At 71.0% G+C, this 17192-nt stretch carries 15 protein-coding genes; 5 read left to right on the top strand and 10 right to left on the bottom strand.

The window, feature by feature from the left end:
• The first annotated feature begins 27 nt into the window (after positions 1 to 27).
• Positions 28 to 399: a hypothetical protein gene (locus tag IMZ11_RS17205; RefSeq protein ID WP_228642570.1), complete on the top strand. Its 372-nt coding sequence runs from the start codon at positions 28 to 30 to the stop codon at positions 397 to 399.
• A gap of 21 nt (positions 400 to 420) precedes the next feature.
• Here the strand turns inward: IMZ11_RS17205 and IMZ11_RS17200 are convergent, their stop codons facing one another.
• The 3 genes from IMZ11_RS17200 to IMZ11_RS17190 all read right to left on the bottom strand — a co-directional run bounded on the left by IMZ11_RS17200 (position 421) and on the right by IMZ11_RS17190 (position 2383).
• A complete protein-coding gene (locus IMZ11_RS17200) occupies positions 421 to 1041 on the bottom strand; it encodes a hypothetical protein (protein WP_228642568.1) in 621 nt (206 codons plus the stop codon).
• Positions 1042 to 1167: 126 nt separating this feature from the next.
• Complete coding sequence (locus IMZ11_RS17195; protein ID WP_228642566.1) at positions 1168 to 1752, bottom strand: dihydrofolate reductase family protein; 585 nt, start codon at positions 1750 to 1752, stop codon at positions 1168 to 1170.
• A gap of 67 nt (positions 1753 to 1819) precedes the next feature.
• The gene (locus tag IMZ11_RS17190; RefSeq protein WP_308066804.1) at positions 1820 to 2383 is read right to left on the bottom strand and encodes an NAD(P)H-dependent oxidoreductase; all 564 of its coding nucleotides are present in this window, start codon (positions 2381 to 2383) and stop codon (positions 1820 to 1822) included.
• 144 nt (positions 2384 to 2527) lie between these two features.
• Here IMZ11_RS17190 and IMZ11_RS17185 point away from each other — a divergent pair, with 144 nt between their 5' ends.
• A complete protein-coding gene (locus IMZ11_RS17185; protein ID WP_228642564.1) occupies positions 2528 to 5821 on the top strand; it encodes a BTAD domain-containing putative transcriptional regulator in 3294 nt (1097 codons plus the stop codon).
• Here the strand turns inward: IMZ11_RS17185 and IMZ11_RS17180 are convergent.
• From IMZ11_RS17180 to IMZ11_RS17150, 7 genes are all read right to left on the bottom strand, one after another.
• Positions 5807 to 6850: a nitrilase-related carbon-nitrogen hydrolase gene (locus IMZ11_RS17180; RefSeq protein ID WP_228642562.1), complete on the bottom strand. Its 1044-nt coding sequence runs from the start codon at positions 6848 to 6850 to the stop codon at positions 5807 to 5809. The two genes, IMZ11_RS17185 and IMZ11_RS17180, sit on opposite strands and share 15 nt — an antisense overlap.
• A gap of 28 nt (positions 6851 to 6878) precedes the next feature.
• Positions 6879 to 7832 (bottom strand): oligopeptide/dipeptide ABC transporter ATP-binding protein, encoded by a 954-nt coding sequence (locus IMZ11_RS46230; protein ID WP_228642560.1) that lies wholly within the window; start codon positions 7830 to 7832, stop codon positions 6879 to 6881.
• Complete coding sequence (locus tag IMZ11_RS17170; RefSeq protein ID WP_228642558.1) at positions 7829 to 8824, bottom strand: ABC transporter ATP-binding protein; 996 nt, start codon at positions 8822 to 8824, stop codon at positions 7829 to 7831. The genes IMZ11_RS46230 and IMZ11_RS17170 overlap by 4 nt, the downstream gene beginning before the upstream one ends.
• Positions 8824 to 10377, bottom strand: a complete 1554-nt coding sequence (locus tag IMZ11_RS17165; RefSeq protein WP_228642556.1) for an ABC transporter substrate-binding protein — start codon at positions 10375 to 10377, stop codon at positions 8824 to 8826. The genes IMZ11_RS17170 and IMZ11_RS17165 overlap by 1 nt, the downstream gene beginning before the upstream one ends.
• A 60-nt stretch (positions 10378 to 10437) precedes the next feature.
• Positions 10438 to 11274, bottom strand: a complete 837-nt coding sequence (locus IMZ11_RS17160; RefSeq protein WP_228642553.1) for an ABC transporter permease — start codon at positions 11272 to 11274, stop codon at positions 10438 to 10440.
• 59 nt (positions 11275 to 11333) lie between these two features.
• On the bottom strand, positions 11334 to 12302 hold the full coding sequence (locus tag IMZ11_RS17155) for an ABC transporter permease (protein WP_228642552.1): 969 nt from the start codon (positions 12300 to 12302) through the stop codon (positions 11334 to 11336).
• 261 nt (positions 12303 to 12563) lie between these two features.
• Positions 12564 to 13013, bottom strand: coding sequence for a hypothetical protein (locus IMZ11_RS17150; protein WP_228642550.1), 450 nt, complete (start codon positions 13011 to 13013; stop codon positions 12564 to 12566).
• 138 nt (positions 13014 to 13151) lie between these two features.
• Here IMZ11_RS17150 and IMZ11_RS17145 point away from each other — a divergent pair, with 138 nt between their 5' ends.
• The 3 genes from IMZ11_RS17145 to IMZ11_RS17135 all read left to right on the top strand — a co-directional run bounded on the left by IMZ11_RS17145 (position 13152) and on the right by IMZ11_RS17135 (position 17127).
• The gene (locus IMZ11_RS17145; protein WP_228642548.1) at positions 13152 to 14123 is read left to right on the top strand and encodes a hypothetical protein; all 972 of its coding nucleotides are present in this window, start codon (positions 13152 to 13154) and stop codon (positions 14121 to 14123) included.
• Positions 14124 to 14193: 70 nt separating this feature from the next.
• Complete coding sequence (locus tag IMZ11_RS17140; RefSeq protein ID WP_228642546.1) at positions 14194 to 15753, top strand: class I adenylate-forming enzyme family protein; 1560 nt, start codon at positions 14194 to 14196, stop codon at positions 15751 to 15753.
• 102 nt (positions 15754 to 15855) lie between these two features.
• Entirely contained in the window at positions 15856 to 17127 is a 1272-nt protein-coding gene (locus tag IMZ11_RS17135; RefSeq protein WP_228642544.1) for a DUF4437 domain-containing protein, read from the top strand.
• Positions 17128 to 17192 lie beyond the last annotated feature (65 nt).

Genomic DNA, 17192 nt, shown 5'->3' with positions numbered 1-17192 from the left:
GCGGACCGGCGACCGGCTCCCGCGTCCATGAGGCGTCCGGTTCCCTGCAGGATCGCCGTCTGCCGTGACTGCTGCTGTGGCACCGCCAAGGTGACCGGCGTCGACCACGCCGAGCAGGTCCGCCGTCTGTCGGAGGTCGCCGAGATCCGGGTCACCCCCTGCCTGCTCGTGTGCGAGCGGGCCAACGTGATCGTCGTCCAGCCGTCGTCGGAGGGGCGTGCCGCGGGCGGCCGGCCGGTGTGGTTCGGCCTGGTCAACGACGCGATGGCCACCGAGGACATCGCAGTCTGGGTCCGTGCCGGAGGCCCGGGGGTGGCCGATTTGCCGGACATCCTCACGCTCTACGTCTTCACACCGCCGCGCGGGGTCCGTACCCGCCGGTCACGCACCTCGCGGTGATCGCGCCGGATCCCGCCGCCGTCAGCGCCAGACGGCGTTCTTCAGGACGGTGGTCAGTCCCGGCGTCCCCCACTGGTCGACGATCAGGATGCGTTCCTTCGGCAGGTACCACTCGCGCTGCTTGAACGTCGACTTCTGCTCTCCGTTGTCGTAGCGCACGCAGCGGCCGGGCCACACCCGGTAGTGGGCCCTGTGCCCCGCGCCGACGGGGCGGTAGCCGACGGCGACGGCCTTGCCGAGGACCTGGCCGAGCGAGGGGTTCGTCGCGCACGGCGCCACGTCCACCGCCGGGTAGAACGGCCCCCGGTTGGGGTTGTACGTCTGGAAGCCCTCACCACCGGTCCTGATCGCCTGCGTCCCCATCACCCAGAAGCTGCGGCACTTCGGCTCGAAATAGTGGCTCCTGGGCCGCGTGCAGGCACCGGTCACCACGCGGATCTGGTCACCGCCGCCGTACACCTGCCACGAGCTCGGCAGGTCCAGGGTCAGGCCGCCGCGCAGGACCAGCGGCGTGGTGGCGGCGGTGGAGGACGAAGAGGCGGAGGAGGATAAAACGGAAGAAGAGGACGCGGACGCGGGCACCTGAGCCACCGACACGGCGACTCCGGCCACAGCGGCCAACGTGATCATTTTGCGCATCATGGCGGTGATCGTATCGATCCCCGCATACCGCCAGAGCACCCCTGGGTCCGGCGTGCCACCGCCCCGCCGCGGACGCGCCCATGGCGTCCGGACGGGGCGTGGCGGGGCATGACCCCCTCGGCCCGATCAGCCGGAGACGGGCTCCTCCGCGCCCGCGTCCCCGCCCGCGCTCACCGGCCGGTAGGTGTTGACGACGACGCCGGACTCGAACGCCGTGGAGTCCGCGAGCTCCAGGGTCGCCTCGGTGCCCTCGCGGAACAGGCGCTCCCCCTCGCCGCGGATGACGGGGTAGAGCCAGATCCGGTACTCGTCCAGGAGGCCGTGCTCCATCAGCGCGTCGGTGAGCCGGCCGCACCCCCAGATCAGGATGTCCTTGCCGTCCTGCTCCTTGATTTTGGCGACCTGCGCGGCCAGGTCGTCTCCGGGGATGACGACGGTGGGGTCCCAGGCGCTGGTGTCGACCGGCTGGGAGGCCACCACGTACTTGGTGATGGAGTTGACGTGGTCGGCGTAGGGGTTGCCGCCCATGTTCGGCCAGGCATGAGCCATGCCCTCGTAGGTGACGCGGCCCAGCATCAGCGCGTCGCACCCGGTGGTCATGGTGAACGCGTACGTCATGGCGTCCGGGCTGTTGTACTGCAGGGACCACAGGTGGGGGTTGTCGATGAAGCCGTCGAGCGTGCTGTAGGTCGAGGCGATGATCTTCCGCATGGTGCTCTCCGTGTCGTCGATGGTGCCGTGGACGGTGTCATTGCTGGGGCGAGATCCCGAAGGGACCTCACGGGATGTACGGGGACCTGTCCCGCGCGTCCCGCAACGCGCCGGCCCACCAGACCAGGCGGTCCAGCGCGGTCGTGGCCGCGGCGTTGCACTCCGCGGTGGCCTTGGGCCAGGTGCCGTCGGCGGCGAACAGGTCCCAGTAGCAGGGCAGTGTGATCACGTCGCGGATGGCCACGGCGTGCAGCTCGGTGAAGACCTGCCGGAGCTGGTCGACGGCGCGCAGGCCACCGGACTCCCTGCCGTACGCGACGAAGGTGACGGGCTTGGCCTGCCACTCCTCGTGATACCAGTCGATCGCCGTCTTGAGCGGAGCGGGGAAGCTCCGGTTGTACTCGGGGGTGACCACCGCGAAGGCGTCGGCGGCCGTCAGCCGCGGCGCCAGCGCCCGCACCCGCGCCGGGACGGGCTCCTCGTGGTCGGTGAGGGTCTGCGGCAGGTCGGCCTCGGCCAGGTCCACCAGGTCGACGTCCAGGTCGCCGCGTCTGCGGGCCCTGGCGGCGAACCAGCCGGCCACGGTGGGTCCGAACCGGCCCTTGCGGGTGCTGCCGATGATGATCGCCACCCGTAGCCTCCGCTGGTCCATTCCGGTCCCCCTCTCGTTCGTTTTCCGACGTGGCCAACGATGCCGGAGGCCGTTTACGGCTTCTTTCGCATCGGTTTACGGAGATCCGCCGACGCGGGGAAAAGGCGCGTTATCGTGGCGCGCATGCGTTTTGGGGTGCTGGGTCCGTTGGCGGTGTGGCGGGCGGGTGGCGAGGTCGTCACCGTCCCCGGGCTCAAGGTCCGTGCCCTGCTGGCCGACCTGCTGGCGCACGAGGGCCGGCCGGTGCCGGCCGACCGGCTGGTCGACGACCTGTGGGGCGAGGACCAGCCGGGGAACCCCCTCGGCGCGCTGTCGGCCAAGGTGTCGCAGCTCCGCCGGGTTCTGGAGGACGCAGAGCCGGGCGGACGCGAACTGGTCCCGCTCCAGCCGGCGGGTTACCTGCTGAAGGCCGACACCGACGCCGCCGACTTCCGGTCGCTGCTCGCCGAGGCGGGCCGGGCCGACGACCCGAGGAGCAGGGCGGCGCTGCTGTCCGACGCGCTCGCGCTGTGGCGGGGCACGGCGTTCGCCGACTTCGCGGACGAGCCGTTCGTCCGTGCCGCCGTTGCCCACCTGACGGAACTGCGGCTGACCGCGCACGAGGACCTCGCGGAGGTACGGCTGGCGCTGGGCGAGCACGTCCCGCTGGCCGGGGAGCTCGGTCACCTGGTGGCCGAGCATCCGCTCCGGGAGAGGCTGCGCGCGGTGCACATGCGCGCCCTCTACCGTTCCGGACGGCAGAGCGAGGCACTCGCCGGCTACGAGAGCCTGCGCGCGCTCCTGGCCGACGAGCTGGGGTTGGACCCCGGCGCCGACCTGGTGGCCCTCCATCGGGCGATCCTGACGCAGGACCCGGCGCTGGCGGCGGCCGTACCGGACTCTCCGGCGACGCGGCCGGTCACGAACCTCCCCGCGCCGGTCACCGGACTGATCGGCAGGGACGGCGCGGTCGCCGAGATCCGGGCGCGGCTGGGCACGGACCGGCTGGTGACGCTCACCGGCCCCGGCGGGGTGGGCAAGACCCGGCTGGCGATGGAGGCCGCCAGGTGTCTGTTCGACCACGACCCCGGCGCATCCCCGGAGTCCCCCGCGCCGGACGCGTTCCCTGACGGCGTGTGGTGGGTCGAACTGGCCGCGCTGGACAGACCGGCCGACCAGGACGCGCTGCCCCGGCTGGCCGAGACGATCATGGGGGTGCTCGACGTCCGGGACGGCACGGCCTCCGAGCAGCCGGCCGAGCCGGTGACCGCGGTGGAGCGGCTGGCCGACGCGCTCCGTCCCCGGCGGCTGCTGCTGGTGCTCGACAACTGCGAACACGTCGTCGAGCCGGTCTCGGAACTGGCGGGGCGGCTGCTGCGGGCGGCTCCGGGACTGCGGCTCCTCGCGACCGGCCAGGAGCCGCTCGGGCTCGCCGGTGAGGTGGTCTGGAGTGTTCCGCCGCTGGAGGTGCCCGGCCACGCCGCCGACGACGTCGCGGTGCTGGAGCGAGCCGGATCGGTGCGGTTGTTCGTGGCCCGCGCGTCCGCCTCGGCACGGGGATTCACCCTGAACACGGACAACGCGTCGGCGGTCGCGATGTTGTGCCGCCGGCTGGACGGCATACCGCTGGCCCTGGAACTGGCCGCGACGAGGGTGCGCGCCCTGGGCGTGCACGGCCTGGTCGAGCGCCTCGACGACCGGTTCCGGCTGCTCGCCACCGGGCATCGAGGTGCCCCGCCGCGCCAGCAGACCCTGGCCGCGATGATCGGGTGGAGCTGGGACCTGCTGACGGAACCCGAGCGGGTCGTGCTGCGCCGGCTGGCCGTACACGCCGACGGCTGCACCGTGGACGCCGCCGAGGCCGTCTGCGCTGAGGACGGACTGGACGTTCTCGACCTGCTCGCGCGCCTGGTCGACCGGTCGCTGGTGATGATGGCGGACGGGCCCGACGGCCCCCGTTACCGGCTGCTGGAGTCGGTGGCGGCGTACTGCGTCGAGCGCCTCCAGGAGGCGGAGGAGCTCGACCGGATCAGGCGGCGGCACCACCGCTTCCACATCGCCTTCGCCGAGCGGGCCGTACCGCACCTGCACGGCGCCGACCAGCGGCGCTGGCTGCGCCGCCTCGACGCGGAGGCGGCCAACCTGCGGGCCGCGCTGAACGCCGCCGTCAGGGACGGGAACGCGGACGACGCGCTCCGCCTCGTCAACGCGATGGCCTGGTACTGGTTCCTGCGCGGGCGGCTGACCGAGGCCCGGCGGTCCCTGACGGCGGCGCTGGCCGTCGCCGCCGCGGACGGTGACGTGGCCCCGGCGCGGCGGGCCGAGGCGCTGGCCTGGCACGTCGGCATCGGGCTGCTCCAGGGGGACGTCGCGGACCGGGAGGACCGTCGCCGCGCGGCGCTCCGGATGTTCGAGGAAGCCGGCGAACCGGGCGGGCTGGCACGGGCACAGTGGTTCCTGGCCTATACCGGGGTCGATCTGGGCGACCTCGCCGTCGCCCGGGAACTGCTGGACCTCGCGCTGCCCGCCTTCCGGTCACGCGGCGACCTGTGGGGAACCGCGGCGGCCCTCGCCACGCGGGCCAAGCTCGCGCACGTCCGGGGCGACCTCGACGCGTTGCGCCGCGACGGTGAGCGGAGCCTGGAGCTGTTCGACGAACTCGGCGACCGCTGGGGCAGGCTGGAGGCCACCGGCTGGCTCGGCGCGCTGGCCGAGATGACCGACGACCTCGACCGGGCCGAGCTGCTCCACCGGGACGGGCTGCGTGTGGCCGAGGAGCTCGAACTGTGGACGGAGGTCGGCGGGCGGCTGGCCTGGCTCGGCTGGATCGCGCTGCGGCGCGGCGACTTCGCGGGGTCGGGCGAGTTCTGCGCGCGGGCGCTGCGGCTGGCCGTCGAGCAGCACCACCAGGCCGGGCAGATCTTCGCCAAGATGGGGCTCGCGTTCGCCGCGCGCAGGTACGGCAGGCTCGACCTCGCCGAGACCCACCTGCGTGACGTGCTGGACCACACCCCGCACCGGGAGCCCGGGCAGGCCGCGCCTCCGCACCTGCCTCTGGTGCTGATCGAGCTCGGCTTCACGGCCGAGCAGCGTGGGGACGCGGCGACCGCCTTCGACCTGCATCGTGAGGCGTTCCATCTCGCGGCCGGATTCGACACCGCCCGGGACATGACCATCGTCCTGGACGGTCTGGCCGGGGCGCTGTCCCTCGCCGGACACCACGACCGGGCCGCCCGGATCCTGGGCGCGGCCGCCGCGGCCCGGGCGTCGGGTTCCCTCTCCCCCGCCCCCGCGGAGCGCGTGGACATCGACCGGATCACCGACCGGGTCCGTACGGCGCTGGGTGAGGAGCGGTTCGGCGCCGAGGCCGGACACGGCGCCACGCTCACGCCCGACGAGGTGCGCTCTCTGATGGTCGCTCCGTTACCGCCAGCGTGACCTGCCGTTCAGGTAGGCTCCGGCGTCCTCCAGGCTGACCGGCTGGTACGGCGTGTAGAGGTTCGGCTCGAAGCGGCTCCGGTAACGCTCGAAGATCGGCCGGTAGAGGTCCCAGTGGATGTCCGGCTGGCGGTGCCTGGCCCGGAACGAGGCGATCGGGATCTGCCCGAGGACGAGCTTCTCGAACTTGCTGTCGGCCGCCGCGATGGCCATGCCGTCCGGGCCGTAGATCGCGGTGCCGCCCGCGCCGGTGTCCTCGAAGTAGTTGGTCTCCGCGGAGAGCACCGAGTTGTTGGCGATCGCGCAGTACACCCGGTTGTGCAGCGCCGAGGCGCGGACGTCGATCTCGGTGAAGCTGCCGCTCGCCGTACGGAGGAAGACCTCGGCGCCCTTGATCGCGGCGGCCCGGAACAGCTCGGGCTCCAGCTGGGTGGAGGACATGGAGATGTTGCCCAGAGGGGTGCGCGCCACCGGGACGACCGCGTCCTCGCCGTACTTCTCGACGTACTCGTCCAGGACGTCGTACACGGTGGTGGTGAACAGCTCGAAGCCGCTGAACACGCCCTTGACGTTGCGCGCCTTCCAGTGCTTGGCCACGATCTCGCCGTCCGGGCCGATCAACGTGGTGATGCTGAGCACGTGGCCCGGCCAGTCCGGGTCGCGGACGTAGGCGCCGAAGGCGATGTAGCACTTGTACTGCCGGGCCTTGGCGGCGATCAGCTCGGTCTCCTCGCCCGGGATCTCGATGCACCGCCGCTCGGTCTCCGCCTTGGTCCACCTGTCCCAGCCGCTGATCGGGAACTCGTGGAAGAACAGCAGGTCCGGGCCGGGGCCGAACCCGACGTGGAAGGAGTTGTCGATCAGATGGAGCATGTGGTCGAGGTTGGCCTTCATCCCGGACGGGTCCGGTGTCGGGTGCACGCGGGACTGGACGACGCCGAGAGTCCAGACGTCCTTGGCCAGCGGGACGGTGGGGTAACCGCCGTCGGTGTCCTGGGTGAGTGCCGTGCTCTCGGCGGGGTCGGTCATCGGTTGGTCTCCTTGTCAGCGGTTGTCGTCAGGCGGTTTCTGCGGGCGAGAGGAACTCGTCGGCGCGGAGGCAGGCCACCAGCCGTCCGTCCTGGTCCGGCTCGAGCGCCGGCTCGGTGCGCGCGCAGGCGTCGACGGCCATCGGGCACCGGGTGTGGAACCGGCAGCCGGGCGGCGGCGCGACCGCGGACGGCACCTCGCCCTGGAGCGGCGCGGCCGGCTCCCGGCCGGGGCCCGGCACGGCGGCGAGCAGCGCGCGGGTGTAGGGGTGCCGGGGGGCGGAGAAGATCCGCTCGGCGTCGCCCGTCTCGACGAACCGGCCGAGGTACATGACCGCGACCTCGTCGGCCAGGTGCCGGGCGATGTCGATCTCGTGCGTGATGAGCACGTAGCTGAGCCCGAGGCGCTGCTTCAGGTCGAGCAGCAGGTTCACGAGCAGCGCCTTGACGCTGACGTCGAGGCTGGCGGTGGGCTCGTCCAGCACCAGGACGCGCGGCTCGACGGCCAGCGCCCTCGCGACGGTCACGCGCTGCAGCTCGCCGCCGCTCACGCCGCCGGGCCTGCGGCCGAGGTATTCCTCGGTGAGGCCGACCAGGTGCAGCAGCTCGCGGACCCGGGCTGCCCGCGCCGCCTTGTCGGGGTACAGCCCGTGCACGGCCAGCGGCTGCTCCAGCGCGTGGCGGATGCTCTTGCGCCGGTTCAGCGCCGACCAGGGGTTCTGCGAGACGAGCTGGATCGCGCGCCGGTCGACGCCCTCGGCGCCGTGGACGAGGATCCGGCCCTCGGTCGGCTCCGCCAGCCGGACCAGCATGCGGGCGATCGTCGACTTGCCGCAGCCGGACTCGCCGATGATCGCGAGCGTACGGCCCTCGGGCACCTCGAACGAGACGCCGTCGACCGCGTGCACCACCCGGTCCTCGCCCCTGCGGCCGGACCTGATCCGGTAGTGCTTCCTGAGATCCTCCGCCCTGACGGCGCTCACAGGTCCTCACCCGCCCGATGGCAGCGCACCAGCGACTCTCCCACCTCGCGTACCTCCGGGTTCTCCTCATGGCACCGGTCGACGACGGCGGCGCAGCGCGGGGCGAACGGGCAGCCGGGAAGCCGGTTCGCGCCCGTGACCGTGCCGGGAATGGAGCGCAGCGGCTCACCCCGGCGGTGCCGCCCGGGGATCGCCTCCAGCAGCGCCCGCGTGTACGGGTGCTTGGGCGCGTCGAACAGCTCACGGGCCGGGGCGACCTCGACCAACCGCCCGGCGTACATGACCCCGATGCGATCGCTGACCTGCGAGATCACGCCCAGGTCGTGGGTGACGAACACCATCGTCAGGCCGACCCGGTCGCGCAGTTCCAGCAGCAGCCGCAGCACCTGCGCCTGCACGGTGGCGTCGAGCGTCGTGGTCGGCTCGTCGGCCAGCAGCAGGTCGGGCTGCTTGCCGAGCGCGGCCACGGCGATGAGCAGGCGCTGGAGCTGGCCGCCGGAGAACTCGAACGGATAGCTGTCCAGCCGGTCGAGCACGGCGCCCAGCCCGACACCGCCGAGCAGTTCCTTGAGCCGCCCCTCGTCGAGCCCGTCGAGGTGCCAGCGGAGCTGACGGCCGACGGACGTGGTCGGTGACAACGAGGTCATCGGCCGCTGCGGGATCAGGCCGATCCGGTCGCCGCGCAGCCGGCGCATGCCGTCCTCGCGCAGCGCCAGCAGGTCGGTGCCGTCGAAGCCGATGTGGCCGGCGGTGATCCCGGCGTTGCGCGGCAGCATGCGCATCAGCGCCGTGAGCAGCGTGCTCTTGCCCGATCCCGACTCCCCGACCAGGCCGAGGATCTCGCCGCGGGCCAGGTCGAAGGAGACCTCGCGCACGGCGGGCACCTCGCCGTCCCTGGTGCGGAACGTGACGGCGAGGTCCCGTACGGACAGAAGTGCGGGACCGGCCGGGGACGGCGCCGCCGCCCCTCCGGCCTTCGGCTCCGGCGCCATCAGACCGCGCGCACCGGGGGAAGCGAGACCCGGCTGACGCCCATGAGCTTCTCGTCGAGGGGCGAGATCTCCTTGCGCTGCGCCACGACGAGCCGGGGGTAGACCGGCGGGATCATGATGGCGTCGTTCGCGAGGATCCCGTTGATCTTCTTGCAGGCCTCGACGCGCGCGGCGTCGTCGGTGGTGGCCCACGCCTCGCCGAGCAGCTTGTCCACCTCGTCGTTCTTGTAGCCGAAGTTGAGCGGGTTCTTCGAGCTCATCGGGCCGAGCACGGTGACCGCCGTGCGGCCGCCGCCGAAGCCGCTCTCGAACCCGGTCATCGCCATCTGGTACTTGCCGGACGCCCAGTTCTTCACCCACGGGCTGAAGTCGAGGACTTCGAGGGTGCAGGTGATGCCGGCCTGCTTCCAGCCTTCGGCGAGCACCTGGCCGACGTTCTTCATCACCGCGTCGCTGGTGACCATCAGGGTGAACTCCAGGGAGGACACTCCCGCCTCGGCCAGGAGCGCCTTGGCCTTCGCGTAGTCGGGCGCCTCGCCGTAGATCTGGAGCGAGGAGTCGTGGCCCTCGACGGCCGGGCCGACCGGACCCTGGGCGATCTTCGCGGTCCCCGCGTACACGATGTCGCGCACGCCCTTGCGGTCCATCGCGTATGCGAGCGCCTGGCGCACCTTGACGTCATCGAAGGGCGCCTTGTTCGCCACGAAGTACGTGATGATGTCGCTGGGCGCGTCCACCTCGTGCACCGTGATCTGGCTGTCCTGCTTGAGCAGGGCGACGCTCTCCGGGGAGACGTCGGTCATGATGTGGATCTTGCCTTCGCGCAGGTTGACCAGCCGGGTGGCCGGGTCGGGGATGGCCTCGAAGACGACGCCCTTCAGCTCCGGCTTGGTGCCGTGGTAGGCGTCGTTGCGGCTCAGCGTGACCTGCCGTCCCTGGGCCACCTTGTCCACCTTGAACGGGCCGGTGCCCATGGTGGTGTCGGTCCGCTCCACGAACGCCTTGTGCACGATGGGCAGGTTGGTGAGGTGCGAGCGGAGCACGCCGAACGGCGTGGTCAGCGTGATCTTCACGGTCTGCTTGTCGACGGCCTCGGCGCTCTTGACGTAGTAGGCGAAGAACGTGGTCCAGTCGCTCGTGCTCTTGGGGTTGCTGACGAACGTGAGCGACGCCACCACGTCGTCGGCGGTGAGCGGATCGCCGTTGTGGAAGGTCACGCCCTGCTTCAGCTTGATCGTCCAGGTCAGACCGTCGTCGGAGATCTCGGGCTCGCCGTCGGCGAGCAGCGGGATCGACTTCAGCGACGCGTCGTAGGTGTAGAGGGACTCCACGACCGGGTCGGTGATCCAGTGCACCCGCTTGGAGGTGTTGGTCAGCGGGTTCATGTAGTCGGAGATGGAGACGACGCCGAACGTGATCGTCTCGACCTTCTTGCCTTCCTTGGCCGCGCCACCGGTGGCGGAGTCGTCCGTACCGCACGCGGCCAGCGCGAGCGCTCCGGCGGTGAGGACTCCGGTCATCGTCAGGAACCGCCGACGATCAAACGTGGACATGTTGTGATTAATCATCACTTATTTCCTCAAAGGGTGTAGGGGGGTGCGGAGCGGTACGGCTCAGCGGCGGTTGTCAGCGTCGAGAGCGTCGCCGAGGCCGTCCCCGACGAGGTTGAAGCCGATCGTGGCGACGAGGATGACCAGGCCCGGGATGATCGAGTACCACCACGCGCCCAGCAGCATGTAGCCGGTCGCGTCGCCGAGGATGTTGCCCAGGCTGGGCTGGGGCGGCTGGATCCCGAGGCCGAGGAAGCTGAGGGCGCTCTCCGCGAAGATCGCCACCCCGATCCACAGGAACGCCTGGACCAGGACCGGCGGCAGCACGTTGACCAGGATCTCGCCGGCGATGATGCGCCATCGGGGGACGCCGACCACCCGCAGCGCGTCCACGTAGTCCTCCTGGACCTCGACGAGCGTGGCCGACCGGGTGACCCGGGCGAAGTACGGGATGAAGCCGACGCCGAGGAGCAGCACGACCTTGGTCGTCGACGTGAGGGTGACGGGGCCGATCTCGGAGTCGCCGGTCCCGGTGACGCCGATGACGAACAGCGCGAAGACGAACAGCGGCAGCGCCTGGAGCGCCTCCAGGATCCGCATGATCACATCGTCCGGCCAGCGGCCGCCGAAGTACCCGGCCACCAGACCGGCGGGAACCGCGACCACCAGCCCGAACCCGACCCCGGCCACCGCCACCAGCAGCGACACCCTGGCGCCCTCCGCCGTACGGGCGAACAGGTCCCGCTGGAGGTGGTCGGTGCCGAACAGGTGCGCCGCACCCGGCGCGGCGAGGGTGTCACCGGTCCGGGCGGTCGACGTGCCGGCGACCAGGGGGCCGACCACGGCCAGCAGCAGGAACAGCAGCAGCAGGACCAGGCCGCTCCAGGTCAGCGCGGACATCCGCGGCATCCTGAGCCGGGAGGTCCGGGAGCGTGGGAGCACTCGGGTCATCACCATGTCTAGCGAGCCGTCCCGTTCAGGAACCCGGCGCGAATCCGGGGGTTGAGCACGAAGTAGAGGAGATCGACGACCAGGTTGGCGACGAGGAACACCGTGGCGGTGATCAGCGTGCAGGCGATGGCCAGCGGATAGTCGTGCTGGCGGAACGCGCCGACGATGGTCTGGCCGATCCCGGGGATGTTGAACACGTTCTCCACGAGCACGGTCCCGCTGACGAACACACCGAGCATGAGCCCGATCACGGTCGCCGTCGGGATGATCGCGTTGCGCATCGTGATCCGGCGCAGGACGCGGCGCTCGGCCATCCCCATGGCGCGGGCGAAGGACACGTAGTCCGCCCGCGTCGTCTCGATCATGGAAGCGCGCAGCGTACGGGCGATGACCGCACCCGAGCCGAGTCCGAGGGCGAAGGCCGGTAACACCACGCCGCGCAGGTTCTCCCACGGATCCTCGGTGAAGGGCACCCAGCCGCTGGAGGGCAGCACCCCCTTGATGTAGAGCCCGAAGACGACGACCAGGACGAGCGCCAGCCAGAAGCTCGGGATGGACAGCGCGACGACGCTGCCCACGCGGACGAGCCCGTCCACGAACGAGTCGCGCCTGCGGGCGGCGAGCGCTCCGGCGGCGAGACCGACCACGACCCAGAAGACGAAGGCGGCCAGACTGAGTTCGAGGGTGACCGGCAGCCGCTCCCCGATGATGGCGCTCACCGGCCGGTCGCTGAAGAGCGAGTTACCGAGGTCGCCGGAGGCGAGATTGCCCAGGAACTTGGCGTACTGCACCCAGATGGGCTGGTCGAGACCGAAGCGGTGCTCCACTTCGGCCCGCTTCTCCGGGGTGGGGTTCATCCCGAGATAGGCGTCGACCGGCCCGCCGGGGGCGGCCCTGAGCATGAAGAAGACGAGCGTCAAGACGATGAGCAGGACCAGCGCGAGGCCGGCGACCCGACGTCCGACATACCGAAGCATCCCGGGTCCTCATTTGCGTATAGGCATCGCGTGTTCCGCGACACGGAACATGATTTCCGTGAGCGGAATAGTAGTTGCGGGAAGGGGGGTGCGGAAGGGGTCAGACGGAATTGCCGGATCTCACGGAACGCCATCCCGGTTCACCCCCGGTCCATCCCCGGTTCACCCTCGGTTCGACGGAGGCCGACGAGGGTCCGCCGCGCCCCGGAGGCGTCGCAGAGGACACCGGGACGCGGACGCGGACGAGGCGGTGACGCGGGTTCAGACGACCTTGGTCTCGTTGATGACAGTGCGCTTGACGAGGCGGTCGCCGTCCATCCACTGCCAGGTACGGCACTTGTGCAGGCCGTCACGGGAGAGCTGGATCAGCTCGTACAGGTAGTTGTCCGGGTCGTTCTTGTACGACCACGTCAGCACGATCGTCTGGTCGTCGACCTGGCTCATCTCGCCGATGATGCGGTCGGTGTCGAAGTGGCAGACACCGTCGGCGTCGAGCTTCCCGCCGAAGTCGAACGCCTCCTCCCGGCCGTCCGCCCAGGTGTAGGTGTTCGTCTGCAGGATGTCGTACGAGCCGTCCTCGGGGACTCGGCAGTACAGGTGGGACGCGTGCCGGTCGACGATGGTGCCGTCGGCGTCGATGTGGATGTACTCGCCCCGCCATTCGCCGAGGTGCTTGCTGATGATCGGCATCCCGGAAAGCGCCGCGCGCATAGGTCCTCCCTGGTCACAGGTGATCGCGGAGTGGTGAACGGGCCGTTGACAGGCCGTCGGCGGCGAGCCTAGCGTGATCTCGGATTGAATGGAACAGTGTTCCGATAGAAGGAACAGACACGTTGAGAAGGGATCACCGTGACCGAGACAACCCCGCAGCCACTGGTCGAGGGCATCACCGCCGCCATCGTCGGCGTCACCGAGTTCGGCCCCCACCTGGACTTCTTCGTCGGCGAACTGGGCTACGAGGTGGCCGCGGAAGGCGTCGTCCCCGGGGCCGTCGCCGACGCGCTGTGGGCCTCGGGCCCCGCGGACGTCGAGGCCGTCGCGCTGGCCGCCGCCGGAGCCGGCACCGGGCGGATCCACCTGGTACGCGTGCCGGAGCCGATCGCGCCCGCCGACCCGCCGCACAACCTCGACGTCGGCCTGGTCGGGATCGACATGTACGCCCGCGACATCGAGGCCGCGCACGCCGAACTCGGCCGGTCCGGCCGGGACTGGGCCACCCCGCCCACCACGTACGGCGTCGCGGTCGGCGAGCGCGAGGTCCAGGTCACGCAGGGCGTGTGCCCCGCCCCGGACGGGACGGTCGTGGTCTTCGTCCAGCCCGCCGCCGTACGCGGCACCGAGGCGTGGGCCGCCGACCCCGAGCGGTCGTACACCGAGCTGACGTCGGTCGTCTGCCACGTCCCCGACGCCGACGCCGAGGTGGGCTTCTGGGGACCCGAGGGTCTGGGCATGGCGGTCTGGTACGACGTGGTCTTCTCCTCCCCCGGCTTCGACAAGGTGGCCGGGCTGCCCGCGGGCACCAAGATGCGCCTGGCCTTCCTGGCCGGGGAGAAGACCGCCCGCATCGAGGTCACCTCGGCCGCGGGCGAGCACGGCGTGGACCGCCGGGCGACCCAGCGTCCGGCCCGCTCGCTCGGCCACAGCGGCTGGTCGGTCCGCACCCGGGACCTGGAGGCGGCGCTGGAGAGCGTCCGCAGGACCGGCGGGCGGGTGCTGACCTCTCCGGTCGAGACCGACGACCCGCTGCACGGGCGCGCGATCGTGGCCACCGCCGACACCCCGAACGGCGTCTCGGTCACGCTGTGGCAGCCCCGCGACTGACCCCTTGCCTACCAGATGAAACGTTGTTCCAATATGTCGCACCATCTACGGCTTCACGGAAGGAAGTAGCATGCCCGTCCATCGTGGAGGTGCTCCTCTGTCGATCGCGGGCGGCGTACGGGAGTTCGCCCGCGCCACCCCCCGGGCGACTGCGGTGATCGACGGCGATCGCGCCCTCACCTACGCCGCGCTCGACGAACGCTCGAACCGCCTGGCCGCCTCGCTCCTGGCGCGGGGCCTCACGCCCGGCCGGCCTGTCGCGGTACTGCTCGGGAACCGGCTCGAATACCCGGAGATCGCGGCCGGGATCGCCAAGGCGGGCCTGCTCATGGTGCCGCTCAACCCCCGCCTCACCCCGGGCGAGGCGCGGTACATCCTGGAGCACTCGGGCGCGGGTGCGGTCATCCTGGACGACGCCCTCGCCTCCGTGGTGGGCGACGCGGTCGAGGAACTGCGCCTGGTCACGCTCTCCATCGACGGCACCCAGATCGGCCCGGCGTACGAGGACGCGCTCGCCGGCGCGCGGGCGGTGGATCCCGCGGTGCGGGTGGACGAACTCGACCCGTTCTGCATCACGTACACGTCGGGGACGACCGGACGGCCCAAGGGTGTGCTGATCAGCCACCGGAGCCGCTCCCTGACGTTCTACTGCTCCGCGATGGAGTGGGGACTCGGTACCGGCCGGGTGTCGGTCGCGGTGGCGCCCATGTACCACGGCGCCGGCTTCGCCTTCGGGTACGCCCCGGTCTACACCGGCGGCACGGTCACGATGCTGCGCAAGTGGGATCCTGAGGCGCTGCTGCACCTCGTCGAGCGGGACCGTGCCCAGTCCGCCTTCCTGGTGCCGACGCACGCGCAGATGCTCCGTGCGCTGGACGGCGGGAAGCTGGCGGCGAGGGACCTGAGCAGTCTCGACACGCTGTACTTCAATGCCGCCGCGCTGCCCTGGCCGCTCAAGCAGTGGGTCATGGAGACGTTCCCCGCCTGCGGCGTGCACGAGCTGTACGGCTCCACCGAGGCGGGCATCGTGACCAACCTCCGCCCGGCGGACCAGCACCGCAAGCCGGGGTCGGTCGGCCACGCCTGGTACATGACGGAGCTGCGGATCGTCGGCGAGGACGGCGATCCGGTCGAGCCGGGACAACCCGGGGAACTGTTCAGCCGCTCCCCGTTCCTGATGAACGGCTACCACCAGAACCCCGCGGCGACCGACGAGTGCACCACGGACGACGGCTTCCTGACCTGCGGTGACATCGTGGTGCGCGATGACGAGGGCTACATCCACATCATCGACCGCAAGAAGGACATGATCATTTCGGGCGGGATCAACGTCTACCCCCGCGAGGTCGAGGACGTGCTGGCCGCGCACGAGTCGATCGCCGAGGCGGCCGTGGTCGGCGTCCCGTCCGAGACGTGGGGCGAGGAGGTCATGGCGTACGTCGTCCTCCGCGGCGGGGCCGCCGGACCGACCGCCGACCCCGGCCTGCTCGCCGGCCTGGAGGCGCACTGCCGTACCAGCCTGGCGGGCTACAAGGTGCCCAAGCGCTGGGAGGTCGTCACGACTCTTCCCCGGAACGCGGCCGGAAAGATCGTCAAGCGCGAGCTCAAGCCCCCGGCGATCGGCGCCTGACCCCTTGACCCTCAATACCTCAGACAATTACCCTCAATCTGATAGAAACGCCGTTTCGTATAGCGGAACACACAGTTTTGAGGCCAGCGGAAGGACATCACAGTGCGCCCCCATGTCGAGCTGATCCAGGAAGACGACTATGTGTGGCACGGCGCCGAGCTCGTCAACGGTGAGGGGCGGGCCAGCGAGCGCCGCCTGTCCGTCGACGAGGAGGACGGCTCCTCGTCGCTCCGGATCGACTTCCACACCGATTGGGGCCGCGGGCCGGGCATCCACCACGCCAACACCGAGTACTACGTGCTCGAAGGCTCGATGACGTACGGCGGCCGCGAGATCGGCAAGGGCGGCTACGTCTACGCGCCGCAGGGTGTCCCCACCGACGCGATCACCTTCGCCGAGGGCACCCGGATCCTGCACTACCGCGAGTACGGCGACGCCGGCTTCGACGCCGTGGACAGCCTGAACGCCCCGCGCTGGGCGGACGCGCGCGAGGACGTCATCGTCATCGACAGCGAGGCCATGAACTGGGACGCGGTGCCGAACCCCGGCCCCATGCCCGGCCTGTTCATCAAGTACCTGCACGTCGACCCGGCGACCGGCTTCTACACCCGCCTGGTGCACGCCCAGGAGGGCTGGGCCGACCACCGACTCGCCCACCACCCCTGCTACGAGGAGGCGTACACCACCCAGGGCCACATGGAGTACAACTTCGGCACCCTGGACCTCGGCACGTACTTCTTCCGCCCCGCCCGCGTGAAGCACGGCCACTTCACCACCATGGAGGGCGGGGCCACCTGGCTGCTGCGCTCCGACGGCGAACTGCAGAACTGGTACACCCAGAACGAGTGGTTCCGCTGGGGCGGCGAGGCCGTCAACTACGGCCCCGACGGGGGTCGTATGCGGTGGTCGCAGTCCTCGCACGACCTCGGCTCCGGCCCCACCTGGCGGAGCGAGAAGGACATCGCCGACCTCACCGCCGCCTGGCAGTTCCAGCGCGACCAGGGCCAGCCCGACGCCGAGTACGTCCAGCACGGACAGGGCGTCGACCGCAGCATCCTGGCCATCGCCAAGGCCCTCGACGCGGCCAACCTTCAGGGCGGCCACGGCGACGACCACGACCACGGGCACAGCCACGACCACGGCCACAGCCACAGCCACGACCACGACCACGACCACGACCACGACGTGCCGGCGCTGGACTGGGGCGCGGACCCCGCGTCCCTGGGGCACGCCGACGAGCGCACCGACGAGGGCGCGCACAACTGGGCCCACGGACGGGCGTGGAAGCCGGGCGACCACATCCCGGCGCCCATCATCTCCAGCCTCCCCGTCCGCAGCCGCTCCCGCGGCCGCTGGGACGGCGACGGCATGTAGCCGTCCGCCCCTCACGCACCCCTCATCGCACCGCTCGTGCACCTTGCGAACACCGTGGCCGGGCC

Source organism: Microtetraspora sp. AC03309 (assembly GCF_020826795.1).
In the GTDB taxonomy this organism is placed as follows: Bacteria; Actinomycetota; Actinomycetes; order Streptosporangiales; family Streptosporangiaceae; genus Microtetraspora; species Microtetraspora glauca.
Note: the sequence above shows the minus strand (reverse complement) of the source record. Positions and strands in the feature narration are given on the sequence as shown.

What these genes read in the sequence shown, in the direction of transcription:
- IMZ11_RS17205 (WP_228642570.1), top strand. Translation starts at nt 28, where the DNA reads ATGAGGCGTCCGGTTCCCTGCAGGATCGCCGTCTGCCGTGACTGCTGC.
- IMZ11_RS17200 (WP_228642568.1), bottom strand. Translation starts at nt 1,041, where the DNA reads ATGATGCGCAAAATGATCACGTTGGCCGCTGTGGCCGGAGTCGCCGTG.
- IMZ11_RS17195 (WP_228642566.1), bottom strand. Translation starts at nt 1,752, where the DNA reads ATGCGGAAGATCATCGCCTCGACCTACAGCACGCTCGACGGCTTCATC.
- IMZ11_RS17185 (WP_228642564.1), top strand. Translation starts at nt 2,528, where the DNA reads ATGCGTTTTGGGGTGCTGGGTCCGTTGGCGGTGTGGCGGGCGGGTGGC.
- IMZ11_RS17180 (WP_228642562.1), bottom strand. Translation starts at nt 6,850, where the DNA reads ATGACCGACCCCGCCGAGAGCACGGCACTCACCCAGGACACCGACGGC.
- IMZ11_RS17170 (WP_228642558.1), bottom strand. Translation starts at nt 8,824, where the DNA reads ATGGCGCCGGAGCCGAAGGCCGGAGGGGCGGCGGCGCCGTCCCCGGCC.
- IMZ11_RS17165 (WP_228642556.1), bottom strand. Translation starts at nt 10,377, where the DNA reads ATGTCCACGTTTGATCGTCGGCGGTTCCTGACGATGACCGGAGTCCTC.
- IMZ11_RS17160 (WP_228642553.1), bottom strand. Translation starts at nt 11,274, where the DNA reads ATGTCCGCGCTGACCTGGAGCGGCCTGGTCCTGCTGCTGCTGTTCCTG.
- IMZ11_RS17155 (WP_228642552.1), bottom strand. Translation starts at nt 12,302, where the DNA reads ATGCTTCGGTATGTCGGACGTCGGGTCGCCGGCCTCGCGCTGGTCCTG.
- IMZ11_RS17150 (WP_228642550.1), bottom strand. Translation starts at nt 13,013, where the DNA reads ATGCGCGCGGCGCTTTCCGGGATGCCGATCATCAGCAAGCACCTCGGC.
- IMZ11_RS17140 (WP_228642546.1), top strand. Translation starts at nt 14,194, where the DNA reads ATGCCCGTCCATCGTGGAGGTGCTCCTCTGTCGATCGCGGGCGGCGTA.